At 63.1% G+C, this 25,741-nt stretch carries 22 protein-coding genes; 7 read left to right on the plus strand and 15 right to left on the minus strand.

Going from position 1 to position 25,741, the window contains the following annotated elements:
- Positions 1-25: 25 nt before the first annotated feature.
- Positions 26-580 carry a dTDP-4-dehydrorhamnose 3,5-epimerase gene (gene rfbC, locus ACYQ00_RS18705; protein ID WP_460033586.1) on the minus strand — a complete coding sequence of 185 codons (555 nt, stop codon included), beginning with the start codon at positions 578-580 and terminating at the stop codon, positions 26-28.
- Positions 581-655: 75 nt separating this feature from the next.
- On the minus strand, positions 656-1,633 hold the full coding sequence (locus tag ACYQ00_RS18710; protein ID WP_460033587.1) for a hypothetical protein: 978 nt from the start codon (positions 1,631-1,633) through the stop codon (positions 656-658).
- A gap of 101 nt (positions 1,634-1,734) precedes the next feature.
- On the opposite strand from ACYQ00_RS18710, the gene ACYQ00_RS18715 reads away from it, so the two are divergent.
- Positions 1,735-2,316: a hypothetical protein gene (locus ACYQ00_RS18715; RefSeq protein WP_460033588.1), complete on the plus strand. Its 582-nt coding sequence runs from the start codon at positions 1,735-1,737 to the stop codon at positions 2,314-2,316.
- Positions 2,317-2,345: 29 nt separating this feature from the next.
- On the opposite strand, the gene ACYQ00_RS18720 is transcribed toward ACYQ00_RS18715, so the two are convergent.
- The 4 genes from ACYQ00_RS18720 to hflK all read right to left on the minus strand — a co-directional run bounded on the left by ACYQ00_RS18720 (position 2,346) and on the right by hflK (position 7,381).
- Entirely contained in the window at positions 2,346-3,509 is a 1,164-nt protein-coding gene (locus ACYQ00_RS18720) for an AAA family ATPase (RefSeq protein ID WP_460033589.1), read from the minus strand.
- 211 nt (positions 3,510-3,720) lie between these two features.
- A complete protein-coding gene (locus tag ACYQ00_RS18725) occupies positions 3,721-4,416 on the minus strand; it encodes a LexA family transcriptional regulator (protein WP_460033590.1) in 696 nt (231 codons plus the stop codon).
- A 947-nt stretch (positions 4,417-5,363) separates the two neighbouring features.
- Entirely contained in the window at positions 5,364-6,209 is an 846-nt protein-coding gene (gene hflC, locus ACYQ00_RS18730) for a protease modulator HflC (protein ID WP_460033591.1), read from the minus strand.
- Entirely contained in the window at positions 6,206-7,381 is a 1,176-nt protein-coding gene (hflK, locus tag ACYQ00_RS18735) for an FtsH protease activity modulator HflK (protein ID WP_460033592.1), read from the minus strand. The genes hflC and hflK overlap by 4 nt, the downstream gene beginning before the upstream one ends.
- Positions 7,382-7,498: 117 nt before the next feature.
- Here hflK and creB point away from each other — a divergent pair, with 117 nt between their 5' ends.
- The 4 genes from creB to ACYQ00_RS18755 all read left to right on the plus strand — a co-directional run bounded on the left by creB (position 7,499) and on the right by ACYQ00_RS18755 (position 11,546).
- Entirely contained in the window at positions 7,499-8,257 is a 759-nt protein-coding gene (creB, locus tag ACYQ00_RS18740) for a two-component system response regulator CreB (protein WP_460033593.1), read from the plus strand.
- Positions 8,254-9,684, plus strand: coding sequence for a two-component system sensor histidine kinase CreC (creC, locus tag ACYQ00_RS18745; protein WP_460033594.1), 1,431 nt, complete (start codon positions 8,254-8,256; stop codon positions 9,682-9,684). The genes creB and creC overlap by 4 nt, the downstream gene beginning before the upstream one ends.
- A 210-nt stretch (positions 9,685-9,894) precedes the next feature.
- Complete coding sequence (creD, locus tag ACYQ00_RS18750) at positions 9,895-11,298, plus strand: cell envelope integrity protein CreD (protein WP_460033595.1); 1,404 nt, start codon at positions 9,895-9,897, stop codon at positions 11,296-11,298.
- Positions 11,299-11,321: 23 nt separating this feature from the next.
- The gene (locus ACYQ00_RS18755; RefSeq protein WP_460033596.1) at positions 11,322-11,546 is read left to right on the plus strand and encodes an AbrB/MazE/SpoVT family DNA-binding domain-containing protein; all 225 of its coding nucleotides are present in this window, start codon (positions 11,322-11,324) and stop codon (positions 11,544-11,546) included.
- A gap of 90 nt (positions 11,547-11,636) precedes the next feature.
- Here the strand turns inward: ACYQ00_RS18755 and ACYQ00_RS18760 are convergent, their stop codons facing one another.
- The 7 genes from ACYQ00_RS18760 to ACYQ00_RS18790 form a co-directional block, all read right to left on the minus strand.
- A complete protein-coding gene (locus tag ACYQ00_RS18760; RefSeq protein ID WP_460033597.1) occupies positions 11,637-11,858 on the minus strand; it encodes an alkylphosphonate utilization protein in 222 nt (73 codons plus the stop codon).
- Between the two features lie 105 nt (positions 11,859-11,963).
- Positions 11,964-13,619: a ribonuclease J gene (locus ACYQ00_RS18765; protein WP_460033598.1), complete on the minus strand. Its 1,656-nt coding sequence runs from the start codon at positions 13,617-13,619 to the stop codon at positions 11,964-11,966.
- On the minus strand, positions 13,616-14,395 hold the full coding sequence (locus ACYQ00_RS18770) for a lysophospholipid acyltransferase family protein (RefSeq protein WP_460033599.1): 780 nt from the start codon (positions 14,393-14,395) through the stop codon (positions 13,616-13,618). The genes ACYQ00_RS18765 and ACYQ00_RS18770 overlap by 4 nt, the downstream gene beginning before the upstream one ends.
- Positions 14,396-14,584: 189 nt before the next feature.
- On the minus strand, positions 14,585-15,961 hold the full coding sequence (locus ACYQ00_RS18775) for a hypothetical protein (protein ID WP_460033600.1): 1,377 nt from the start codon (positions 15,959-15,961) through the stop codon (positions 14,585-14,587).
- A gap of 283 nt (positions 15,962-16,244) precedes the next feature.
- Entirely contained in the window at positions 16,245-18,311 is a 2,067-nt protein-coding gene (gene fusA / locus ACYQ00_RS18780; RefSeq protein ID WP_460033601.1) for an elongation factor G, read from the minus strand.
- Between the two features lie 143 nt (positions 18,312-18,454).
- The gene (gene pabB / locus ACYQ00_RS18785; RefSeq protein ID WP_460033602.1) at positions 18,455-20,209 is read right to left on the minus strand and encodes an aminodeoxychorismate synthase component I; all 1,755 of its coding nucleotides are present in this window, start codon (positions 20,207-20,209) and stop codon (positions 18,455-18,457) included.
- A 55-nt stretch (positions 20,210-20,264) separates the two neighbouring features.
- Positions 20,265-21,275 (minus strand): TraB/GumN family protein, encoded by a 1,011-nt coding sequence (locus ACYQ00_RS18790; protein ID WP_460033603.1) that lies wholly within the window; start codon positions 21,273-21,275, stop codon positions 20,265-20,267.
- A gap of 263 nt (positions 21,276-21,538) precedes the next feature.
- Between ACYQ00_RS18790 and ACYQ00_RS18795 the strand changes: the two genes are divergently transcribed.
- Both ACYQ00_RS18795 and ACYQ00_RS18800 read left to right on the plus strand, forming a co-directional pair.
- The gene (locus ACYQ00_RS18795) at positions 21,539-23,203 is read left to right on the plus strand and encodes a methyl-accepting chemotaxis protein (RefSeq protein WP_460033604.1); all 1,665 of its coding nucleotides are present in this window, start codon (positions 21,539-21,541) and stop codon (positions 23,201-23,203) included.
- Positions 23,204-23,242: 39 nt separating this feature from the next.
- Positions 23,243-24,004, plus strand: a complete 762-nt coding sequence (locus ACYQ00_RS18800; RefSeq protein ID WP_460033605.1) for a substrate-binding periplasmic protein — start codon at positions 23,243-23,245, stop codon at positions 24,002-24,004.
- A gap of 108 nt (positions 24,005-24,112) precedes the next feature.
- Here the strand turns inward: ACYQ00_RS18800 and ACYQ00_RS18805 are convergent, their stop codons facing one another.
- Together ACYQ00_RS18805 and ACYQ00_RS18810 are read right to left on the minus strand one after the other, a co-directional pair.
- Positions 24,113-24,574, minus strand: coding sequence for a cyclic nucleotide-binding domain-containing protein (locus ACYQ00_RS18805; protein WP_460033606.1), 462 nt, complete (start codon positions 24,572-24,574; stop codon positions 24,113-24,115).
- Positions 24,575-24,681: 107 nt separating this feature from the next.
- Positions 24,682-25,716, minus strand: a complete 1,035-nt coding sequence (locus tag ACYQ00_RS18810; RefSeq protein ID WP_460033607.1) for a zinc metalloprotease HtpX — start codon at positions 25,714-25,716, stop codon at positions 24,682-24,684.
- Positions 25,717-25,741: the final 25 nt, after the last annotated feature.

Below are 25,741 nucleotides of genomic sequence, written 5' to 3' on the forward strand. Positions count from 1 at the left end.
CGTGTCTCCTTGGTGACGGGGCGGATCAGGACTTGAAGGTGAAAGGGGATTTGAAATCCTTGAGGCGGGGCAGAAGCTTGTCTTTGGCAGAAAGCATGGGCGCCTCCACGGGCCAGTCGATGCCCAGGGAGGGATCGTTCCAGAGGATGCCGCCGTCGAGTTCGGGGGCGTACCAGTTATCCACCTTGTATTGGAACTCCGTACCGTCCTCAAGGGTCACGTAGCCGTGGGCAAAGCCGCGGGGAACGAGCAGCTGCAGGAAGTTCTCGGCCGAGAGGGTAAAGCCGCGCCACTGGCCGAAGGTGGGTGAACCGACACGCAGGTCCACCACCACGTCGTACACGCTGCCGGCCGTTACCCGCACCAGCTTGGTCTGGTCCATGGGCGGGAGCTGAAAATGCAGTCCGCGGAGCACACCGGCAGCGGATTTTGCATGGTTGTCCTGGATAAAGGAAAAATCCAGCCCGTGCTCGGCAAACAGACGGGCGTTGTAGCTTTCCATGAAAAAGCCCCGCTCGTCGCCGAACACTTTGGGCTTTAACAGAAAAACCCCGGGAAGGTCCGTGGGTGTGAACTGCACTGTCGCGCTCCTGCTGTAACGTTGATCAAAGATGCTCCAGGCTCCATATCCAAAGCCGCCCGGATTTTGAAGACCTCAGGACGTAAAAATGGCGAAACAAATCGCCACCAGGGCAATGCTGGCGGCGCGCAGGGTCTGGCTGTACACAATCAGACGCGCGGCCAGCGCCGGTTTGAAGATGCCGGCGTAATACGGGAACTGGTGGCGGAAGGCGCGCATCGGGGAGGAGAGGATGTTTCCGATGAGCAATGCCAGCACCACCGTGCGGACGGGCAACTCGCTGCCCTGCAGCACGGCGCCGGCGGCGGCCAGCCCCGAGGTGGTTTCGGCCACCAGATGGAAGGCCACGATGGACAGCGCCTGCGGCGGCAGTACGCCCAGGTCGCCCACATGACGTGCCAAAAAGGTCTCCATGGTATCGAACAGGCCGTAGACCCTGGCAAAATACATGGCGGAATAGATGGGCGCGGTGATGAGCACCACTTTGCGGATACGTTTCTGGAACCGCCGCCAGCCCGTGGCCAGGGCCTCCCGGGGGGTGCGGGCCTTGCGTTCGTCCAACCGGCACACAACACAGCCTTCGGGAATGGGGGGCAGCAACAGGCGCCCTGCCAGGACAATGCCCACAGTGCGCAGGATGGCCGCCAGGAAGGTCAGGCCCACATACAACCCTGCCACAGGACCGAGGAAAGGGGCGGCAAGGGAGAACATGGTCGGCAGATGTAGAAAATAGGTGGGCATGCTGTTGAACAGATTGGCCAGCACGAGCTCGCGTCGCGAAAGCCGGCCCTGCTCATAACTCTCGGCCAGCAGGGTGTTGGCCGCAAAGCCGGAGACAAAGGCCATGGAAAAACTGGCGCCGGAAATGTCCTTGAGTCGCCCCAGCCGTACCAGCGGTGCAGCCAGCCGGGCCAGCACGCGTGTCCAGTTCATGGCCTCCAGCACATTGGCCACCAGCAGGCTGATGGACATGAACAACACCAGCGAGCCGAGCGGCACGGCCAGACCGCGCCACAAGGCATCCAGGGAGAGGGGATCGGTTGGGTGGGTCATACTGGCTGGCGTTGTGGCAGCTGTCGGTGGAGGGTGAAAGTTGTGGCACACCCGCAGGGGAGATCTTGTCTGCCCGGCGCGACTGCGTTAGTGGTCATGGCATGCTCCAACGCACGCTCCTGTTCCTCTTGCTCCCGGCCCTGGTCCTCGCGGGGTGGTGTTGCGCCGTGGAGGGCGCCCACGCTGCCCCGGCCAAAAAACCTGCCGCCCAGCCAGCCAAGCCCCCGGCCAAAAAGGACAAGCCAGACCGCAACACGCCTCCGCCTTTTGACATGGAAGCGTACATGAACATGCACAAGCTCCTTGTCCAGACCCTGGCCGAGGCCAGTGAGTTCATGGGACAGGACAAGAAAAGCTCCCCGGCCCGTGCTGGTGTGGCCAACTACTTTCTGAGCGAGATCGAACAGGCCAGGCTGCAGGCCGAAAACTGCTTTGATCTGGTGTTTCTGTACTTTGACCATTTTCTGAAGGCAGATGCCGTCAGCAATATCATGGCTGGCTACGTGGGCAACCGGCTGCGGCACCTGAGCCACAACATGGAAGATCTGCTCGCGGAGCTGGGTCCGAATCTCGGCAAATCCCCATACGCCCAGGACGCCAGATTTGCAAATCTCATCGCCAGGCTCACGAGCTACCAGCTGCAGGTGGCGGCACTTTCCCAGCGCATCATCCCGGTGCAATAGCGGTTCCGGCCGGCGTCCTCACCAATGACTCACCCCAGCTCGGCGGCGGCCTGCCGCAGGGCTTCGGGCGCGTCCTCTTCCTGGTGCTGGTGCAGTTTGGCCAGGGCCAGTTCCCGCCGGACCACCAGCTGCCAGCCGTCGTCCTTTTGTTGCAGGAGCCCGCTGCCGAAGGGATCAAATTCCAGCGCGGTGATCACCTTGGAAAACACCTCCCGCAGGGCCCGTGCGCCGATGCGCGCGTTGTCATAGGCCTTGTCCACGATGAGATCCACGGCGTCGGCAGTCAGCGCCAGATCGATGCGCATGGTTTTGAAGTACTGACGGGAGATGCGGTAGGGAGAGTCTTCGCTTTTGAGCAGGATGTCCCGCAACACGCCGGGGTTCAGGTCGTCCAGCAGGGTGACGCCTGAGAAGCGGGAGATGAACTGCGGGGCCATGCCATAGGCGTACAGGTCCGAAAGCTTGAGGTATTCCTTGAGGGAAAAGAGAATGTCCGTACGCATGCCCAGCCGGGAATCGTAGGTGCGGACCTCCTTGAGCCGGCGCTCGTCCTCCTTGTTCTCCACGCGGTGGTACACCTGATTGTACAGTTCCTCAAAGGCCCCGCCGCACAGGAAGAACATGCGACCGGTATTCAGCGCCGCCTCCATGCGCTGCCCGGCCGGGTCTCGCAACACATAGCGGACCTGTTCCCCCTCAATAAAGGTCAGCAGGGCCTGCTGCAGGGAGAGGCCGGTCACGTCGGGCTTTCCTGCCAGGCGGCCGGAAATCTTGTCCACCTCATCCAGGCAGATGGTCCCGCGCTCCATCTGGGCTATCAGGGCCTGAGGCGGGGCATCGGGGCCGAGCAGCCGCCGGGCATCAACCTCCAGATGCTGGAACACGCGCAGCACGTCCACATCGCCATTCTCATCCACCAGGGTGCGGGCATTGACGATGCACATGGCCGCAAACGGGCGGAAGGCCTCATGGCTCATGAAAAACTGCTGAATGGCCCGCATCAGGGTTGTTTTGCCTGTGCCCGAGCTGCCGATGAGAAAGACCCGCCCGCCACGGATGCCGCGCAGGTGCTTGTAAATGGACACCGCCACGCCGCGCAGGGGTTCTTCCTGGCCTAGCACGCGAGCGGCAAGAAAATCGTAAATATGCTGGGGCATAAGCCCCTGAGGCGAGGCGGGTGGCGCAGTGACCATGCGGAGACCTCCAGTGGCGGGATGGGCCGGCAGCCAAACTCTGCAGCCCGGCAATCCTGCAGCAAATGCGCGCAGGAGGCAACGAAGAACCGGTCGGCTTTGCAGAGTTTTTCATCTGCCGGCGCCAGGGCGCGCAACAGCCGCGGAGGAGGACTCCCCCCCGCGGCTGGGTGTGGCGCATTAGGCGCGTCAGCAAGGACTCTGGCGAAGGCTACAGCTGCTGCAGCACCCACACCGCCCGGCCGACCACGCGTTCGTCGCGTTTCTCCACGGGCAGGTATTGCTCGGGGTGGTCGGGATTTTCCGTACGCAGGACAAAGCGGCCTTTTTCCTCATCCAGGAAGATACGGCGGATGCCCAATCCTTCGAACGGGATAAACACGCCGTACAGTTCGCCGGACAGGATGTTTTTCTGGTCGGTATCCAATCCCACATACGCACCACGGCGAATGAGCGGCTCCATGGAGGAGGCATCCATTTTTACCACGGTGATGCTGGTTCTGGCCAGGGAGAGGGGGATGGACAGTTTGCCGATGCTTTTGGGCATCCATTTGCCCGTGGCGGCGTCGATACCCTGCATGCCAAACACGGTGACGATCTGGGCCTTGCTGTCCGGCTCGGCATACTTGGCAGCCTCTTCGCGCAAGCTGGCAGCCTGGGGGCCGTCATACGGCTCGTAGCCCTGCTCGCTCTTGAGGTACATGGGCCCGAGGCCGCTTTTCAGCCAGTCCGGGTTCAGCCCGTATTTTTCAAAGAGCTTGAGGTACCAGTCGGACGGCACGGAATCCCTGCGTTTGGCATCGGAAATGCTCGATTGCCGAATATCGAGCACTTCTGCGAGCTCCACCTGGGTACGAGTGTTGGTGGCAACCTTGATGCGATCGAAAATTTCTTCAAAACCAGGCACGCGGCAACTCCTTATGGTGTGTGGAGAAAAGGGAGGCTGACTCCCGATTCACCTTGACAGAGAAAAAACTGCCCTATATCTAGGCAGTAGTTCGTTCAAGCTGTTCTGGTAATTATAATATAATCGAAGAAACAATTCAAATTCTTGACCTGCTCATGACAGACTCTCCTCCTTCAAGCGCCCCCCCTCCTTCTTCTTCGGGAGACAGCTTCCTCGCGGCATTGCTTGCGGATCCTCACAAAGATCGCCAGCATAAGCTCGAGGCCTGGCTCTCCTACCATCGGATTCTGAAAAACCGGCTCGCAGTTGATCTGGGTGTCCATCCTTCGATGATATCCAGAATCATCAAGGGAGACCGGGCTCCCAAGGAACGCATCGAGCAACTGATTGCCTTAGGCATTCCCGCACAACTTCTCCCGTCCCCGTCGCGGCCACCTGGCCGCCCAAAAGGAACAACGAAACAAAAATCATCTTCCTTGAAGCAATGAAGGGCAATGTACCCTCTTGCCTGTGTGCTGCACGCTCGCACACACGCAAGTGCATACGTAATTCAAATTCAATGCCAGCGCACACCGGGCGAGACGAGAAAAAAAGAGTAAAGTTTATGCACCGCTAGGCCTCGCGCCCGGAAAGTGAAGGGGCTTCGGCTGATGCGATTTCTGCTGTGGGTGATACAATAGCGTACCAAAGCTTGTCACATGTTACAGTTGGGCGATAGCCTGTTTGGGTGTAGATGGATTCTTGGTAATATTTTCAGTGATCCGAGGGAGGTTGTATTTGCCAAACACGGACTAGGGAAAACCCGCATTGCCGGAACGAAGATGCGGGGATTCGGCAGAGCGAAGGTGCAAACAACAATACAATATCTAGTTTGCGTTGGCAATATCCAAAAAACCGCGGCGACCCCTCAGCCAGCGCAGGGGGGCGCCGCGGTTTTTTGGAGATGGTTACGGCAGGTACTGGAAAAAGCCGTGCGCGTTTGGCGTAAGCACCATGCGGGTGCGGCCTTTGAGGCCGGACGCATAGGCCTCAAGACTGCGGGAAAACGCGTAGAAATCCGGGTCTGCGCCGTATGCATCCGCATAAATGCGGACTGCCTCGGCATCCCCCTGGCCCAGGAGAACCTCGGCCTCCCGCCGGGCCTCAGCAAGAATCACCGTGCGTTCCCGGTCTGCCTCGGAGCGGATCTTGGCGGCTTCTTCCTCGCCTTCGGAGCGGTACTGCTTGGCCTGCCGCTTTCGTTCGGCAGACATACGATTGTAGATGGACTTCTGGTTCTGTTCGGGCAGGTCGGTGCGCTTGATGCGGACGTCCACCACCTCAATGCCGTACTCTGAAATGAGCCGGGAGGACCGCTCGGTCACTTCCGTCATGATGGCTGCGCGTTTGGCGGAAACCACCTCGGTCATGGAGTAGCGGCCCAGCGCTTCGCGCAGTTCGGAGTAAATGACATCATCAAGACGCTGCAGGGCGCCATCCATGGTCCGGACGCTTTGGTAGAACTTCAGGGGGTCGGTAATGCGCCACTTGGCATAGTTGTCCACCAGGAGCGTTTTTTTGTCGCTGGTGAGAATCTCGCGGGCCCGGGCGTCGTAATCCAGGATGCGCGCATCAAACCAGATGGCGTTTTGCCACGGCAGCTTGAAATGCAGACCCGGGGCGGACACCACCGTCACAGGCCGGCCAAGCTCAAGAATAATGGCCGTCTGAACCTGGGATACCGTGTAACACGACAGCGACGCAGCCAGCACGAGGACAAAGACCATCAGGCCCAACAGGAGGGACTTCTTCATGGCTGCCCCCCCCGGGAGCCTTGCGTCCCAGGCGTCAGGTTCTGGCCGGGAGCCGGCGCAGCCCCGGCGGCGGGGGCTGCCATGGACGCCCCGAGGGCTTCAGGGGGTACCAGCTGAAAGTACGGGGTGGTCCGGTTGGCGATGTCACCCTCCATGAGAAGTTTGTCCATCTGCGGGTTGGACAGAATGGTTTCCATGGTTTCGATGCGCAGTCGCTCCCGCGTGATATCCGGCGCCGTCTTGTACGCCTCCAGCACGGCAGAGAAGCGGGCGGCCTCACCCTGGGCCTTGCGGATCACGCCCTGCTGTGTGCCTTTGGCATCGTTGACGATGCGGGCGGCCTCGCCGCGGGCCTTGGGCAGGATGTCGTTGCTGTAGGCCTGGGCTTCGTTGATGAAGCGGTTCTTGTCCTCGCGGGCGCTGGCCACATCCTTGAAGTCGTCAGCCACTTCCTTGGGGGGATGCACGTCCTGCAACTGCACGGCCACCACCTGAATCCCGGCCCGGTAGCGGTCCAGCACGCCCTGCATCAGGCGCATGGTATCGGCCTGGATGGATTCCTTCTTGTCCGTGAGCACACTGTCGATGAGGTTGTAGCCCACCACCTCGCGCATGGCTGCCTCGGCCACATGCTTGACGGTGTCGTCCTGGTTTTGGACGTTGAACAGAAACTCCACGGGCTCTTTGATGCGGTATTGCACGATGAACTGTACGTCCACGATGTTCTCGTCGCCCGTCAGCATCAAGCTTTCTTCAGGCTTGGCGCGGTTTTGCCCCTGCTGGTACTGCCGGCCGCCCTGCAGGGAAACAAAGCCGACTTCCACGCGGCGGAATTCGGTCACCTTGGGGGTGAGCACCCGCTCCACAGGGTAGGGGAGGTGGTAATGCCAGCCCGGATCCGTCACCCGATGGTAGGCGCCAAAACGCAGCACCACCCCAACCTCGGCAGGCTCCACGATGTAAAACCCCGTGAGCATCCACAGCATGACGATGACGGCCAGCACAACCTTGGCGCCGGGCGTTTTGAGCTGCTTCAAGGTGTCTTTGAATTTGTCCAGATCCGGGCCTTCGCCAGAGCCACCGGAGCCACCAGAGCCGCCGGAACCTCCAGGGCGGGAGCCCCAGGGGCCTTGCGGCTTTCGCGCATTGAGTTTGTCCCAATCCCAGTTCATAGTGTGCATGGTTCTAGAGGACTTGCAGAACCAGGTCAAGTGAGGGAAAATTAACAGCAGCCTGATGTTGCGGTTCTCCTTCTGGACAGGGTGTCTGTTCCATAGGATACTCGCCCCATGACTGCCGCCATCTCTGCCACCACGACTTCCGGCCCCCGCATCTTGCTTGTCGAGGATGAAGAGTCCATCGCCAGCGCCGTGGTCTATGCCCTTTCGCGCGAGGGCTTCGCCGTCTCCTGGCGCGGCCTGGGCCGGGAGGGGCTGGCGCTCTTCCGGGAAGCCGGTGCGGATCTTGTCATCCTGGACGTGGGCCTGCCGGACATGAGTGGCCTGGACGTCTGCCGCGAGCTCAAGCCCTCCGGCGTCCCCGTGATCTTTCTCACCGCCCGCAACGACGAGGTGGACCGCGTGGTGGGCCTGGAGCTTGGCGGGGACGATTACGTCACCAAGCCCTTCAGCCCGCGGGAGCTGGCCGCCAGGGTCCGGGCCGTGCTGCGCCGGGTGCTGCCGCCCGAGGCGCCGCTGCCGCCACCTGCCGCGCCAGGCGCTGTGCCGGCATCCCCGCCTGAGCAGGGCACGGGTTCCCTGTTTCAGGTGGATCGCCAGCGTTGCCACATCGCCTATCAACATGTCCCCCTGGCCCTGACCAAGTATGAGTACCTGCTCCTCCTGCGCCTCCTGGAAGCCCCGGGGCAGGTGCTTTCCCGGGGGCAGATCATGGAACAGGCCTGGCAGAGCGCGGACACCAGCCTGGAGCGCAGTGTGGACACGCATGTGAAGTCTCTCCGGGCCAAGCTGCGGCAGGTGGATCCGGAGTTCGATCCCATCATCACCCACCGCGGTTTCGGCTACTCCCTGCAGGAACGCAAACCGTGAGCCTGCGCCGCAAGCTCTTCCTGGCTCTGACTTTTCTGACTGGCCTGAGTCTGGTCTTCCTGCTGGATATCGTCCTCGACGAACTCAAGCCGGCCATGCGCCGGACCGTGGAAGAGACACTCATCGACACCTCGGTCATGCTCGCCGAACTGGCCCGGGACGACATGGCTGCCGGGCAGCTGGAGGATGGCAGGCTGGTGGCTGCCCTGACCCGCTACACCACCCGCCAGCCCGATGCCGTGGTCTGGGGCGTGCGCAAGGACCGCACTGACCATCGCGTCTACATCACAGACGCCCGGGGCATCGTCCGCTTCGATTCCGACGGCGGCCAGGATGTGGGCAAGGATTATTCCCAGTGGAACGACGTCCACCTGACGCTCCAGGGGCGCTACGGCGCCAGGACCTCGCCCCAGCATCCCGACACCGGGGCGGTGATGTACGTGGCCGCGCCTGTTCTGGCCGGGAATGGCACGCTCCTTGGCGTGCTCAGTGTGGGCAAGCCGGCCGCCAGCATTGAACCGCATTTCGCCGCCACCAGGGCCCGGCTGCTGCGGGCCGGGGTATTGCTTTTCGGCGCGGCGGTGTTGCTCTCGCTGGTGCTGGCCTGGTGGCACGGGCGGGATGTCATCCGGCTGGGGCGTTATGCCGCGGCCGTGGCCCAGGGCAGGCGCACGGCGTTGCCTTCCCTGCGCACCAAGGAAATCCGCCAGCTGGGCGGGCTGGTGGAAACCATGCGCACGGAGCTGGAAGGCCGGGCCCACGTGGAACGCACGGTGCTGGCCCTGGCCCACGAACTCAAATCCCCGCTCACAGCCGTGACCGCGGCCATGGAGCTGCTGGAAGACCCGGCCATGCCCGAGATCGATCGGGTGCGCTTTCTGGAGCAGGTCCGCCGGGAGAGCGAGCGCATGGGAAGGATCATCGAACGCCTGCTGACCCTGGCCCGGCTGGAGGCGCGGCCGGCCTTGCGCGAGCCAGAGGCCATGGATCTGGCGGCCATCGCCCGCGGCGTGCTGCAAGAGCGGCACTGGCTGGTGGCTGCGCGGGAGATTCGGGTGGATGACCAGCTGCCGCCCGCCCTGCCCATGCTCGGCGAGGCCCAGCTGGCCCGGCAGGCCCTGGATGTGCTGCTGGAAAACGCCCTGGAATTCACCCCCCGCGGTGGTGGCATCCGTCTGGAAGGCGGCGTGGAGCAGGGCATGGTGGCCCTGCGCATCCATAATGATGGCCCAGCCATTCCCGAATACGCCCGGGACCGGCTTTTTGAAAGATTCTACTCCCTGCCCCGGCCGGACACGGGCCGCAAGAGCACCGGTCTGGGCCTGGCCCTGGCCCAGGAGGCCGCCGCACTTCACGGCGGGGCCATCGCCGTGGAAAATGACCCCGCCGGCGGCGTCATGGCCGTGCTGCGGCTGCCATTGGGGTGAATAGTATCCTCCCCGTCTCCCTCTCCCCGTCTTCATCCACCAACTCTTCACACAATCCACACGCTTCCCACCACAAGGCCTCGCAAAGCCCTCGCATGGCGGGGGCATTGTCTGTCCCGACGCCCCGGCATCCCACACGATCCGAACTGCCCGGCGCACTGCCGTTGGGCGCGCCTTTTGCGAGGCCGGTGGCGAATCAGGAGGGAACTTGTGAAACCATTGTTGAGAAAACTCAGTATCATCGGCGCGGTGCTGGTCATCAGCGCCCTGGTCCTGGCCATGCTGGAATCCCTGGTGGATGAGCGGAGCGATGCCAGCTGGCAGGCGCGCAACGACATCAGCGCCAACTGGGGCGGTGCACAGGAACTGGCAGGGCCGGTACTGCTCATCCCGTACAAGGTGGAGCTGCGCAACAAAAGCACCACCCGCAGTACCGCAAACGAGTCTGAAACCGTGGTGGAGCACGAGATTGTGGAACGGCGGCTGGTGGTTGCGCCAGCCAGCACCGCCGTGCACGGTGTCCTGAGCCCATCGGTGCGCAGCCGGGGCATTTATACCGTGAACACCTACATCGCGACACTGGAGGCCAAAGGGCGGTTTACAGTGGAACCGCCGGTGGCGGGCGTGGTGTTCCGCGGGGAACGCGTGGTGGAAGTGGGCCGCCCGCAGCTGGTGGTGGCCGTGCGCGAACCGCGCGGGATTGAAGGCGCGCCGGTGCTGGCGGCGGGGGATGAGACGCTGGCCCTCATTCCGGGGATGCCGGATGCCCAGTTCGTGTTCAGTGCCGGGTTCCGCGCCGAGTTGCCGGCCGGGGCGCTGGCGGCTCAAGGTGGAACGTCGGAGGCCCCATTGGTACTGCCCTTCTCCCTGTCCCTCAGGCTCAGGGGGACGGAATCCTTGAAGTTTATTCCGCTGGGACGGGAGTATGCGGTGGATCTGACCTCCTCCTGGCCGCATCCAAAGTTCATGGGCGCGTTTCTGCCAGCCGAGCGGTCCGTGACCGAGGCCGGCTTTACTGCGGATTGGCAGGTGACGGAACTGGCCATGGGGGCCGCGGGAACTATCGCAGGGATGCCAACAGGCGACTCCTCGGGCAACTGGGGCAGGCTCTCGACCAACGCCTTTGGCGTGGAGCTGTATGATCCCGTGGATATCTATCAGCAAACCACCCGCGCGGTGAAATACGGCCTGCTTTTTGTGCTGCTGACCTTCGTGTGCTTTTTCCTCGTGGAGCTGCTTGTCGGGCCGCCGGTGCATTGCATGCAATATCTGCTGGTTGCCAGTGTGTTGGCCGTGTTCTTCCTGCTCCTGCTGTCCCTGTCCGAACACCTGGGATTTGCCACGGCCTACGCCGCGGCGGGCGCGGCCTGTGTGGCGCTTTTTGGCTTTTATGCACGGCACGTGTTGCGCAGCCGGGTGCGCGGCGGACTCTTTGGCCTGGGACTGGCCCTGCTGTACGGCGCGCTCTACGCCATCCTGCAGTCCGAGGACAACGCGCTGCTTCTGGGCTCGGGGCTGGTCTTCCTGGCCCTGGCGGTGACGATCTACGTCACCCGCAGTCTGGACTGGCACCAGCTGGGCAAGGAGCCGGAATTTGCCCTGGGCAGTGAGTGAATTACGGAACGTGAGGAAAGACTATGAAAACACCAATCAGTCGAATCGGATACGCCAAGGTCATCCGCCTGCCGCAGCCATTGCTGGATGCCGGCGGCTTTGGCGAGGTGGTGGAACTGGAACTCCGGCCCGAGGGGTTGCTGCTGCGCCCTGTGGCCGGCCGGCGCGAGGAGCTTGATACCATGCCCGGCGACCGGATGCCCGAACAGACCAGACCGGCCGAGGCCATCTGGTCCTGGCTGGATTGATCCCCCGTCCGCCATCGCGACGGAGCACTCCGCGCACAAAAAAGCCCCCGGCGGATGCCGGGGGCTTGCGCATGCTGCGTGGCGGAAGGCTCAGGCCTTCTTCAGAAAGCAGGTCTTGAGGACCAGACCTTTAACCTTGTCCGCATTGCATTCAATTTCTTCAGGATTGTCCGTCAGCCGGATATTCTTGATCAAGGTGCCGCGCTTGAGGGTCACGGAGGAGCCTTTGACCTTCAGATCCTTGATGATGGTTACGTTGTCGCCGTTGTTGAGAATCGTGCCGTTGCTGTCTTTGACGGGGGTGTCGCTCATAAAACAAACCATCCTGTGGCGGAAATGACGTGACAAACGCGCCAGCCTGCCGCAGTCCGGCAGGCTGGCGCAGTGCGAACACACAATCGGGGAATCCTCGGCGGCCTAGACCACCATCACCAGCGGGACAACCACGGGGTCGCGGTCCAGAACCTTGCGGAAGAAACGCCGCAGGGCGCTGCGGATGCGCTCCTTGAGCTTGTCCACCTCGCCGGGGGGAACATTCTCGAAGATATCCAGGATGATGCACTGGGCATCCTCCAGAACATGGGAGTAGTGCTGGGTGAAGACGAAGCCCTTGGACTCCACCTGCGGGCCGTGGATGATCTCCCAGCTGGTCTCTTCCAGCACCAGGACCACGATGACCAACCCCTCGCCGCCCAGGAGCTGGCGCTCCTTGAGCACGGTGTGGCCCACATCGCCCACGCCCTTGCCGTCCACGTAAATGGCGTCGGCCGGGACGGCGTCCTCGAAGCGGATGCCGTGCTGGACAAAGGTCAGGGGCTGGCCGTCTTCCAGGACAATGGCCCGTTCCCCGGCCACGCCGCAGTGGCGGGCCAGGTCCGCATGCTTGACCAGATGGCGGTACTCCCCGTGAATGGGGATGAAGTACTTTGGTTTGACAGCTTCCAGCATCAGCCGCAGCTCTTCCTTGTAGGCGTGGCCGGAGGCGTGGATGTTGTGGATGCTTTCGTAAAAGACATCCGCGCCGAGCTTGTAGAGCTGGTTGATCACCCGGTAAATGGCCCGCACGTTGCCGGGGATGAACCGCGAGGACATGATGACCGTATCGCCCTCGTGGATGCGCAGGCTTTTGTGCTCGCCGGCGGTGATGCGGGTCAGGGCCGAGAGGGGTTCGCCCTGGGAGCCGGTCACCAGCAGCACCAGCTCGCGGTCTGGCACGGTGGGCACTTCCTCCAGCGGGATGTGCACGCCTTCCTTGGCGGCCAGAAAGCGCAGCTCCTGCGCCAGTTCGATGTTGGAGGAGATGGATTTGCCGGCCACGGCCACCTTGCGCCCCGTTTGCCAGGCCAGTTCGAACACTTCCTGCATCCGCTGGATATGGCTGGAAAAGAGCGTGACGAGGATCCGCCCCTGGGCGGCCTTGAAGATTTCCGAAAGCGAACTCATGATCTGGCGTTCGTTCAGGGAGTGGCCGTCTCGCTCGATGTTGGTGGAGTCCGAGAGCATGCAGAGCACGCCATCGGCGGCAAAGTCGCGGATGGCATCCATGTCCGTGGCGAGGTCGCCCATGGGTGCGGGATCGATCTTGAAGTCGCCGGTGTGCAGGATGCGGCCCAGGCTGGTCTCGAATCCCAGGGCAAAACCATCCACAATGGAATGGCAGACCGGGAAGAAGTTCACGGCCACGTCATCAAAGACAATGCGGTCGCGAGCCTGGACACGATGCAGGGTGGTGAATCGCTCAAGGTTGTGTTCGCGCAGCTTGTTGCGCACCAGGCCAAGGGTGAAGCCGGAGCCATAGATGGGGGCGTCCAGATGGCTCATGAGCCAGGGCAGGGCGCCGATGTGATCCTCATGCCCGTGGGTGAGGAGGATGGCTTTGAGCTTGTCCTTGTGTTCGAGGATGTAGTCGAAACGGGGAATGACAATGTCGATGCCCAGCAGATAGTCGTCGGGAAACATGAGGCCGCAGTCGATTACCAGCATGGTCTTTTCTGTTTCAAGCACCATGCAGTTGCGGCCGATTTCTCCCAGGCCGCCAAGGGGGGTAAGGCGGACGTGGGGATCCAGGGTCATCGTGCCTCCTGAGGGTTGGCTGCGAGCATGGGGTAATACACGCCCCGCAGCCGTTCATATTCGGTGGTCATGAGGGACTGCAACTCCTGACGCAGGGCGTCGCGGTCCTTCATGGTGTAGCGCTTGCTCGGGTGCATGACCGGCAGGGCCGTCAAGCGCAGCGGCCCATTCGGTTTATTGATCTTCATGGTTTCGCGGGCCGAGACGTCGCCCGCGCCGTGGATGAGCACCGGGACCACAGGGAGCCCGGATTTCAGGGCCAGGATCATCGCCCCGACCTGAAATTCCTGGAGCGTGTCAAAGGTAAACGCCCGGGTGCCTTCCGGAAAAATCACCACCGCCTGCCCGGCTTTGGCTTTTTCGATGGCTTCATCGATGGCTTTCATGGCCTGGCGTGGATTTTCCTGGTCCACACACACATTGCCGATGGCATGCATGGCTTTACCGAGGAAGGGTAGCGCGAACAAGGGCTTCTTGGCAACGAAACAACAGTCGTATTTTCGCAGTTTGGTGAAAAAAAGGCAGATATCAAGCTGGCTCTGATGATTGGCCATGATGATCATCGGCCCGGGCGGGGGCAGATGCTCCAAGTGGGTTTCCACCCGCACGCCGGCGCCAAGCAGGCCGCACTGCCCCCAGCCCCAGGTGGCCCAGGCCCGGTAGCGCAGCAGGCCCAGCCTGCCAATGGCCATGCACAGGATGCTGAAGAGGATGGTGCCGGGGATGAACAAGGCATGGAACCGCAGGGATCGCAGGAACGCAAAAAATTGCTGCATGGCGTCAGGATGGTTGGTCTGTGGAACGTTGATCAATGCAAAGGGCGAGGCAAGTATTTCGGATTGCCTGAGGAGATATAAAGCAGATCGGGCGCGAAGGGAAGGGCGGGGGCGGGACGGAAAAAACCGGCCCCACCGTGAAGGCGGGGCCGGCTGAGGAGGTACGCGAACCACGCAGGGGGAGAAGGACTATTCGTCCTCGTTGTCCTTGGCTTTCTTTTTCTTGGCCGCCGGTTTGAATTTCGGCTGGGGCTTGGCGGCATCCTCTTTGGCTTGTGCTTCCTTCTCTTTGGCCAATCCATTGGAGTTGGCGATGAGCCACCGGCCATCGGCTTTGACCAAGTCGAACTCATCGGTTGTATCGAATTTGCCTTCCTCGGTAGTCTTGCCCTTTTTCATAGTTGAGACACATTCCCCCATCCGCTTGATTTTGCATCGTTCCGGGCTGTACTCAGCCACTTCGTAGCTTAAACGGGAGATGTCAAAAGTGAGTTTCTGGCGCCAGTTGGGATTGTTTTCATTCACCTGATTGTATGTCAGGACATATGCCCTGGTCATCACGTCTTTGATGCCAGGATCAGCAAGCGCTAACATGGCTGGGCCATCCATGTTACTCCAGGCAAAGTCATAGGCCTTCAATGTTAGCAAGGCGTTATCCTTGTCCTGCTCCATCTTCCGCTCTGCCACCTTTTTGGCATATTCCTTGGCCAGGGCCTGTTGCTTGCGTTCCTCGGCCTTGCTGGGCTTTTTCCCGGCCTTGCCGGACGGTTCCGCGTTGGCCACGGCCGGGCCGGCCATGGGTTTGATGGTCTTGTCCAGGTCGGCCACTGCCTTCTGGATCAGCCGCTGGACCAGCGAATCCACGGTAAAGGCGGAGGTGGTCTTTTCCGAGATGCCCAGGGCGGCGTTCAGCTCATCCTGGGCCACTTGCTTTTCTTCCACAGAACCGGAATGCACGATTGTCCCGGTGTCAGGATCGATGACCTTGTACCCCAGGGTCACTTGCCAGGTGGTGTTGTAGTCGTAAGCCTTGATGGACGAAATGGCGGCATTGGCGCTTTTGCCCAGGCCGGAATCGTCGCCGCGGGTGGCCAGGAGGATGCCCAGCTCCACAATGGCGCCCAGGATCTGCCCGTCGCCACCCTTGGCCTCCCAGGCGATGGGCTCGGCCTTGAGCACATCAAAGGCCATCAGATAGCGGGCCGTGGGCAGGCTGGATTTGCGAAAAAGGCGCAGGGCATCGGCGTCGCTCATGGTGGCGGCCAGGGCAATTTCCTCAAACAGCGGCTGTTGGTCCGCATTCTCCAGCACAGTGAAGTTGGCCTTGCTCAGTTCGAGTTCGGCAAAGTCGCAGAGGCTGTTCTTGCAATACTTATGCACGTAGGCCGCGGAACGGGTGTTGAACGTGCCGGGCAGGACCACCACCGGCGGGCCGGTCATATTGGCATTTTGATATTCAACGGGCTTGTATACGGCAGCTTCGGCCATCTCATGGGCCTTGGTTTTGGCCCCGGCGCACCCGGAGAGCAGTGCGGCCGCCAGGCAGAGCCACAGCCATTTCGACAACCATCCAGACCTGCGACCAGATACCCCACGGACATTTTCAGCATTCACGACAGCCCCCTGTTTCTGCGCCCTGGCGTCCCGTGCCCATAGCTGCACAGGATTTCTTGTGGTAAGCCAGGGAAAAGGTGAATTCTGACAAACGTATATGAAAAACATTACAAAATGTCAATAAAAATCCACTCAGGCGATGCGGGAAACTGCCGTTCGGCAAAAAAACACCCCGGAACCAGCCTCGGTTCCGGGGTGCTGCGCCTGCACGGTGCAGGACGTTCCATAACGCAAGCTAGTCCGCTGCACGTTCCTTCTGGTATTCAGCAATGACCTTCTCGGCCACCGGCGGCGGGGCTTCCTCGTAGTGATCGAACTCCATGGCAAAGGTGCCCTGGCCCGCGGTCATGGCCCGCAGATCCGGGGCGTAGCGCAGCATCTCGCTCATGGGCACGTGGGCCTTGATTTCCGTGACGCCCGCGGTGGAGTCTGACCCCAGGACCTTGCCGCGCCGGGAGGAGAGGTCACCGATGACGTCACCCATGTTCTCGTCGGGGATGGAGATGGTGGCCAGCATGATCGGTTCCAGCAGCACGGGTTTGGCGGTCTCCATGGCTTTTTTGAAGGCCAGGGAGCCGGCAATCTTGAAGGCCATTTCCGAGCTGTCCACGGTGTGGTAGCTGCCGTCGTGACAGGTGGCCTTGAAGTCCACCATGGGGTAGCCGGCCAGAAAGCCGCGCTGGGCGCTTTCCTGCACGCCCTTGTCCACGGCCGGGATGTACTGCCGGGGGATGACGCCGCCGACAATGGCATCCACGTATTCGTACCCCGCGCCGCGCGGCAGGGGCTCGAACCTGACCCAGCAATCGCCGAACTGGCCGCGGCCGCCGGACTGCTTTTTGTGCCGGCCCTGGACATCGGCCGTGCCCTTGATGGTCTCGCGGTAGGGGACCTTGGGAGTTTTGAGGATAATTTCCACCTTGTAGCGACGTTTGGCGCGCTCCACGGCGGTTTCGATGTGCATCTGGCCCATGCCGGAGAGCAGGATATCCCCGCTTTCCTCGTCGCGGGAAAGCCGCAGGGTGACATCTTCGTCCAGGAGCTTGTGCACGGCCTGGTAGACCTTGTCTTCCTCGCCCTTTTCCTTGGGGGCGAGGGCGTAGGTCAGCAGTGGCGGGGCGATGGCCGGGGCGGCCAGGGCAAAGGGGGCTTTTTCAGCAGCCAGGGTGTCCCCGGTGGCGGTGTTCTTGAGTTTGGCCACGGCCACGATGGCGCCGCATTCGGCAGCCTCCTTGGTGGGGGTCTGGGTCTTGCCCAGGAGCTGCAGGAGCTGCCCCACGCGTTCCAGCTCGCCGGTGCGGCTGTTCAGGTATTGCGTGTCCGCGGTGAAGGAGCCCGAGAGCACCCGGACCAACGACAGCTGCCCGGCAAAGGGATCGGACAGCGTCTTGAAGACAAAGGCCGCCGCGGGCTGCTCGTCGGAAGAAGGGCGCTCCGAGGCGTCCTGGCCCAGCCAGCCCGGCCGTTCCAGGGGCGAGGGGAAAAGTTGTTGCACGACGTTGAGAATGAGCGCACCGCCCTTGTTCTGCAACGCAGCGCTGACCACCACAGGCACCAGGGAGCGATTGAGCACGCCCGCGCGCAGGCCGCTCTGGATGTCCTCGGCAGAGAGCTCGCCGGCGTCCAGATACCGTTCCATGAGGGTTTCATCGCTTTCGGCGATGTTTTCGATGGCCGTTTCGCGCAGGGTGGCGGCTTCGTCAGCCAGCTCTTCGGGAATGTCGCTTTCCTTGAGCGTGCCGTCCTTCTGGAACAGCAGGGCCTTGTTGGCCATCAGATCCACCACGCCCACAAAATGGTCCTGCTGGCCGATGGGCAGGTGCAGCAAAACTGGCCTCACGCCCAGGACAGAGGACAAGGACGCGAAAGCCATGGAAAAATCAGCGCGGTCGCGATCCAGTTTGGTGATGCAGATCATGCCCGGCAGGCCGGCTGCGGCGGCCTGCTGCCAGAGCTTGCGGGCCAGGGGGCGCGCACCGTCCACAGCGTCCACACAAAAGAGCACGGCGTCCGCGGCGGTCAGCAGCAGGGGCATGTCGCCGATAAAATTGTTTTCCCCGGGGGTGTCCAGCAGGTAGTGCGGGCTCTTGTTCCAGGCGAACTGGGCCACGGCAGGCTGGATGCTGCCGCGTCGCTTTATTTCCTCGGGTTCGTAGTCAAGGCAGGTGGCGCCTTCTTCGATGGACCCGAGGCGGGACAAGGCCCCCGCGGTGTGCAGCAACATTTCGGCAAGGGAGGTTTTGCCCGAACCGCCCGCGCCTGCGAGGGCGTAGGTGCGGTGGGCGTCCAGACGTTTGGCCATGGGTCGCTCCTTCCTGTTGGAGGACAGTGAACGGTGACAAAACGGCCGACTGCGCGACAATCTGGTGACACTGTCACTTGCGTAGAGCGTCGGGCCAATGCTTGTCAAGCCATGGTCCGTTGATCGGCCAGTCAATTCCACCGTCAGCCGAGGCGGCAGCGTTGCCAGCCACGCACGGCGTTAATGCGCCACACGGCTGTGGCCGTCTGAAGATCCGCACGGGAGAGGACCGCTTCCTGGATGGCGCCGCAGGCCAGCAGCCGGGCACGCCGCACGCCCGGCAGGAGGCCGCAGCACAGGGAGGGCGTCAGCAACTGGCCCTCCAGATCGAGCACGAGATTGCCGTAACAACATTCCGTCAGCTCGCCACGGGCATTGTAGAGGATGACGTCATGGGCCTCGGGGAACCGGGCCAGGGCGGCGTCGTAGCGCACCCGGCAGGTGGTTTTGTGAGGCAATAGGGGATCCGCGGTGTCCACGGGGCAGCTGTCCACAGCCAGCCGCAGCACCTCGCGTTGCACGGGCGGCAGGGCATGGGACTCGATGCGAAAACTGCCTTCACGCTCCACCAGCAGCCGCAGTTTGGCCCGTTGCGTGTCGGAGCGCTTGGCCAGGTCCGCCAGGGTCGTCCGGATGGCCTCCTCGGGAAACGCGAATCCCAAGGCCGCGGCCGAAGTCCGGCAGCGGGCCAGGTGGTCCTCCAGCAGGGGGATGCGGCCCCGGTGCAGGAGCAGGCTTTCCAGCAGGGCAAAGGGCGCGGCCGCCGGGTCGGCAAACTGCAATTTGAGCTGGCATTCGGCAAATTCGCCGGATTCGGTGGAGTCCCAGGTCACCCCGCCGCCCACGGAGCACGTCGCCCGACCGGCACTTCCAGCAGGCTCCACGTACCGGGTCAGAGTGCGGATGGGCACACTGCAGATGACTTCCCCGCCGGGCCGGATCAGGCCGATGGCCCCGCAGTACACGCCGCGCGGCTGGGGTTCCAGCTCCCGGATCAGCCGCATGGCCGCCAGCTTGGGCGCGCCGGTGATGGAGCCGCAAGGGAACAGCGCGGCCAGGATTTCCGCCAGACGCACGCCAGGGCGCAGGGTGGCGCGGACGTCGGAAACCATCTGCCAGACCGTGGGGTAGGCCTCCACCCTGCAGCAGGCGTCCACCCACACGCCGCCGGGTCGGGCCACCCGGCCGAGATCATTGCGCAACAGATCGACGATCATCACATTTTCCGCCCGCTCCTTGGGGGAGGTCATCAACGCGTTGGCCAGGGCGGCATCCTCCGCGGGGGTGCGGCCGCGCCGGACCGTGCCTTTCATTGGCCGGGCCAGCAGTTCGTCCCCCAGGCGATGAAAAAACAATTCCGGCGAGCAGGAAAGAAGCTGCACCTCACCCAGGTCGAGGAATGCGCCAAAGCCCGGCTGCATGGCGGCCAGCAGGGCCTGGTGCCAGGCCAGGGCATCGCCCTGGCTGCTGCAGGAAAAGGGCAGGGTGTAATTGACCTGATAGATTTCCCCCGTGCGCAACTGCTCGCGGATGCGGCGAAAAGTATCTGCATAGGCCGCTTCATCCACCTGCTGCCGCCAGGGGCCGTGGCAGTGCAGGCCGCTGGGGTGAAAGGGCTGGCACGGCGCGGCAAAGCTCGCCGCCCAGGCCAGGGGCAGGGGGCTGTCAGCGGGAAGCGCATGGGTCTGCATGGCCGGATCAAAGGCCGGCGCGGCCTCGTAGGTCAAAAAGAACACCACCCAACGGCCGGCCATGGCTGCCGCCTCGGCGAACTCCAGCACCGGCCGCACCGCGTCCAGCCGGCGGGCCTGCCGGACAGCGAGGGGCGCCTCGAACGCGGCGGACCAGTCCGGCCCGGTGTGGCGGGAATGGCTTGAGAGCAGAATTCGGCAGGGCATGGCGGGCCAGATCAGAGCAAGGGCCAGGTCAGGGCCAGGTCAGGTCAGGTCAGGATCAGGGCAGGGCAGCCTGCAGGCGGGCCGGCTGCTGCCGCGGCGAACCACCGGCGTTGCGGGCCGGCGTGTGGTTGCCCGGCGCCATGGCCGGGACCTGCTCGCAGACCAGGCCTCGCCGGCTGAGGATCTTGACGATGGATTCCCGGCCCACAAGGTGCCCGGCGCCCACGACCACAAAGGCGTGCTCATTGCGGTCCAGCAGGGCCTCAATGCCCTTGGCCATGTGCTGATTGCGGCGGTCGAACAGCAGCGCGTAAAACGGCTCCAGCTCCGGGCGTTCCTGACGGTCCTCGAAGGTGAGCCGGTCCATTTCCCCGGCGTCGCCGCGTTTCCAGGCTTCCAGGGTGGCCTTGGTGAAGCGGGGCATGTCATCCATCTCCTCCAGGGCCTGGAGCAGAACGGCCTCTTGCACGGCGGGCGAGAGCTCCTGGTCCATGGTCAGTTGAAACTCCAGCGTTTCCAGCTCGCGGATGGGCATGCCAGCGGCCCGGGCCCGGCGCAGGAAGTGTTCGTCCACACCGTAGTTGGTGGAATAGCCCATCGCCTCCATGCGCTGGTTGGAGAGCACGGCCATCAGTCCCAGGGGTTTGAGGGTCATCAGGCGGGAGGGCAGGCCGCTTTTGGACAAAAAGGCCGAGACCTTGGCCTCGCCGTCCGGAGTCAGGACGTCACGCAGGGTCTGGTCCTCGGGCAGGCGGGTGAAGGCGTCCAGCTTGGGGGCGATTTCGGCCAGTTTTTCCGGGGAAACATCCACTTCCACGGCCAGGGTTTTGGAATCCAGAAAGGCGCGGTTCACGGCCGGATCCACCGGATACAGCGAGGCATCGGCCATGTGCAGGCTGCCCAGCAGATAGGCGACGGCCTGGCCCTTGCTGATCCGCCACATGAACGTGCGGGCCGGCTGATCTGACGCGGGCTCCGCAGCAAAGGCCCCGCAAGGCGCTATGAGGCCACTGCACAGCAGCAGGGCGAGACCCAGCAAGACAAACGGGGCGCGAGCACGGCCCATGCGGACATCCTTTGCTGAAAGATTGCGAGGGAATATCCTCTTCTGACGGCAACGCTGGGGGGAAACCACGAACATGTCATGCCGCCGTCACCCATTCTTCACCCAAGATGGAGATACGCAAGAAGCATACCCGCGGAAGCTGTCGGGGGCAATGCCGCAGGCGCGTCCCGAGGCCCCGGGCCTGCCGTTGCAGGCGATGTCTGGGCCGTAGCGCGCTCCCCCGCGCGGCGGACCGTGCCCGTCAACAAAGGAACGAGTTCGATATGTTCAAAAACACCTCCATTGGCCTGGCCGTCACTCTGTTGCTGGTCTCCTCGCTGTCCTTGTTCCTTGGCGGCCTTGGCGCGGCCAACTATTCGTTCAACAAGCAGGAGAAGGAAGCCGCCCTGCAGGCCATGGGGGCCCAGGTGGCCTCCCGGCTGGCCCTGGGGCTGGTGGGGCCGCTCTGGAATCTGGAGAAGAAGCAGGCCGAGGAGGTCATCGCCAGCGAGATGCTGGCCCGCGATGTGGCAGCCATAGCGGTGACCGAGGGTAACGCCACGCGCGTATTTACCGGCCTGGGCCGCGGGCAGGACTGGAAGCCAACCTCCCTGAACGCCCTGGACGAGATCCCGCGGGATGAGATCCTGGAATTTTCCAACCCCGTCCTGCGCGGGGACAAGCAGATTGGCATGGCGCATGTGTATCTCACCTCGAAGTTTCTGCGCCAGGAGCTTTGGGATCTGCTGCTCATCACCGTGGGCGCGGTGCTTGCGGCGGACGCCATCATCGTCCTGGCGCTGCTCCTGGCCCTCAAACAGGTGCTGCTCACCCCCCTCAAGCGGCTGGAAAAATACGCCAGCACCGTCGGGGCGGGGGAGTTGACCTGCACCGAGCCGGCCGGGCGGTACATGGGCGAGCTCCTGGGATTGAAAAACGCCCTGGCCGGCATGGTGTGCAACCTGGGCGAGACCATCCAGCAGGTCCAGGCCAAGGAGCAGGAGGCCCTGGCCCTGGCCAGGAGCGCGGAGGAGGCCCGCACCGTGGCTGAAGAGGCCCGGGAGGCGGCCGTGGCCTCACGCAAGCAGGGGATGATGGAAGCCGCGGCAGTCCTGGAAGAAGCCGTGGCCCATCTGGCCACCTCCTCACATTCCCTGGCCGGGCAGGTGGAGCAGGTTTCTGTCGGCGCGCAGGATCAGCGGACCAAGATTGCCGAGACCCTCACCGCGGTGGCCGAGATGACCGCCACGGTGCTCGAAGTGGCCAGGAATGCCCAGGAAGCCGCCACCCAGGCCGAGCGCAGCCAGGAAAAAGCCAGCGAGGGCGACCGCATCGTGGCCCAGGCCGGCGCGGCCGTGACTGAACTGGAGCAGAAGGTCGGCTCCCTGCGCGAGAACATGGACCGCCTGGGACGCCGCGCGGCGGACATCGGCGGTGTCATCACGGTGATTCAGGACATTGCCGACCAGACCAACCTGCTGGCCCTGAACGCGGCCATCGAGGCGGCCCGGGCCGGGGACGCCGGCCGTGGCTTTGCCGTGGTGGCCGACGAAGTCCGCAAACTGGCGGAAAAGACCATGCACGCCACCAAGGAAGTCTCGGGCTCCATCACGGCCATCCAGCAGGAGACGCGGTCCAGCCTGCAGGTGGCCGAGGGGGTGGGCGTCACGGTCACCCAGGTCACCTCCCAGACCAGCCAGGCCCGGACCTCGCTGGACACCATCGTCCAGCTGGCCCTGACCTCCGCCGGGCAGATCCAGTCCATCGCCTCGGCGTCGGAGCAGCAGTCCGCCGCTTCGGACGAAATCCAGCGCGCCGTGGAATCCATCAATCTGGTGGCCGAGGACACCGCCCGCAAGATGGACCACGCCAACAATTCCCTGGCCGATCTGGCTGCCCTGGCCCAGGAGCTGGACGCCCTGACCCAACAACTCAAAAGCGCCAACTGAGCGCCACCTATCCTCATGAACCGCAGAATGGAGCATTGTATGCGCATGACCGGCCGGATGTTGCTGCTGGCAACAGTGTTCATCCTCTTTCCTCTGAGCGCGCACGGCCAGGGGCAGCAATTCACCGTCGGCGTGGAAGCCATCGACTACTACCCTCTCTACGCCGGCGACGGCGGGGAGTATCGGGGCTATGCCCGCGACCTGCTGGACGCCTTTGCCAAGAAGCAGGGATATGTCTTCAAGTACGAGCCGCTGCCCATCAAGCGGCTGTTCCAGGCCTTCCTGACGGAACAGGCCCTGGATTTCAAATTTCCGGACAACCCCTACTGGAGCCAGGACATGCGTCAGGGCCTGGAGGTGCGGTACAGCGAGCCGGCCGTGCAGTACATCGATGGCGTCATGGTCCTGCCCGAGCGCAAGGGGGGTGGTCCGGAGGGCCTGAAGGTTCTCGGCATCATCGGCGGGTTCACGGCGTTCGAATATCTGGAGCAAATCAAATCCGGTGCGATGACCGTGGACGAAAGCACCGAATACAGCGCCATGCTGCAAAAGGCCATCATGGGCCGGGTGGATGCCGCGTATTCCAGCGTGGCCGTGGCCAACTATCAGCTGCGGGACGTGCTCAAGCAGCCGGAGGCGCTGGTGCTGGACGCCAGCCTGCCGCACACAAAGTCCGGCTACCAGCTCTCCACCATCAGGCATCCGCAGATTATTGAAGAATTCAACCAGTTCCTCAAGGACGAGGCTGCCCTTGTCCAACAGCTCAAGGACAAATACCAAGCCGAGGCCGGGGTGCAGTAAGCCAAGTCGGCGCAACGGCGCCCGACACACCACCAGTGCGCCACCACGCGAAAACGCCCCGGCTGCTGCAGGCAACCGGGGCGCTGGCGTGTTGAAGACCAAAACAGACTATTCGCGGGTGTACACCAGCTTGCCAGTGGTCATGCGCAGGCGCTGGCTGATCATCCTGGCGATATTCTTGAGCATTTTGATGCCGATGGCCGGGTAGGTGGAGGCGATGTGCTCAAAGCTTTCGCGGGAGAGCACGAGCATGCTGACATTGTCGCGCGCAATGGCCGAGGCCGAGCGGGGCTCCTCATCGATGAAGGCCATCTCCCCGAAGTGGGTGCGCGGGCTCAGGGTGACGACGATTTTTTCCAGGCAGTCGTGGCTTTCCTTGATGATGTCCACACGGCCTTCAGTGATGAAGGCCATGTAACGTTCCTTGTCTCCCTGGCGGAAAATCTCCTCGCCCTTGGAGTAGGAATGCATGGAAAGGTACTTGGCGATGACTTCCACTTCCTCGCGGGAGAAATCCTTGCCCCACTTGGTTTCATCAAACAGATTGGCGATTTCGGCGGTGGTTTTCACAGGCAAAGCTCGCAGCGTTGCAGGTGCGTGCACAGGTGCTGCCGGTTCATGACCTGGCAAACACGGTATGCCCGCAGCATAACAGGGTGCCGGAAATACGCAAGTCCTTAGCGGCGCCACAGGGTCCAGGGACGCGGCAGGCGGGCCAGACGGCGGACGGCAGTGGCCTCGGGGCCGGGCTGCAGGTCCAGGGCCTGGGCGATGCGCTGCCGAAGGGCCGGATCCTCCAGCAACGGGGTGAAGGCCTGGCTGCGAGCCAGTTCCGTCAGCCGCCTGATGCGGGCGGACGTGTCCGGATGGGTGCGGAAGAGGGAGGGGTTGGGATCCTGCCGGCCGGGGAACAGCACGCGGGCCAGCATGGGTTGCTGGGCCCGTTCCAGGCGGGCCAGCGCACTGGCCAGGGCCAGAGGATCGCCGCACAGACGCACGGCCTCCAGATCCGCCTCCAGCTCCCGGGAACGTGAGAGCGCCAGCTGCAACAGGGCCGAGGCCATGGGCGCGGCCAGCAGGATGGCGATCAGCAGCCAGGGTACGGGGTGCTTTTCCACCAGCAGCCAGGGTATGTGCAGCAGCAACAGCAACTGGCCCATGAAGGAAAAGCTGGAAGTGACGCGACCGGCCACGTCGGCCATGGCCATGACGCGCATGTCGTTGTTGCGCAGATGGGAAATCTCATGGGCCATCACGGCGGCCAGCTCCCGGAGGGGCAGGGCCTGCAAAAGCCCCTCGCTCAGCGCCAGGGCGGGAGGTTCTCCGCCGGCTGTGCCGGTGTGGCCAGTGCCTCCCACGGCAAAGGCGTTCAGCTGTGGCGAAGGCACCAGGAACAGCGTGGGCAGGGAGGTGATGCCGGCCTGGGAGCAAAGGGCGTCGCGCACCAGATGCAGGGCCGGAGCCTGGGAAGGCGCCAGGGGAACAGCGCCATACAGTCGCAGCACCGCCCGCGGGGCCAGCCGGGGCATGAACAACAGCAGTCCGGCCATGAGCAACACGGCCCAGACAAGCCCTTCGCGCCCGGCCACGGCCCAGCCGACAAAACCAGCCAGGGCGGCGTTGGACGCCAGGAGAAGCAGGGAGTGCAAAAGATTGCGCTGCCGGTGCTCCAGCAACGGGCTGACGGGAGGGGAAGCGAAAAGACGATTCATGACATGTCGCCTGAATGCCAGGGCA

Source organism: Megalodesulfovibrio paquesii (assembly GCF_054653055.1).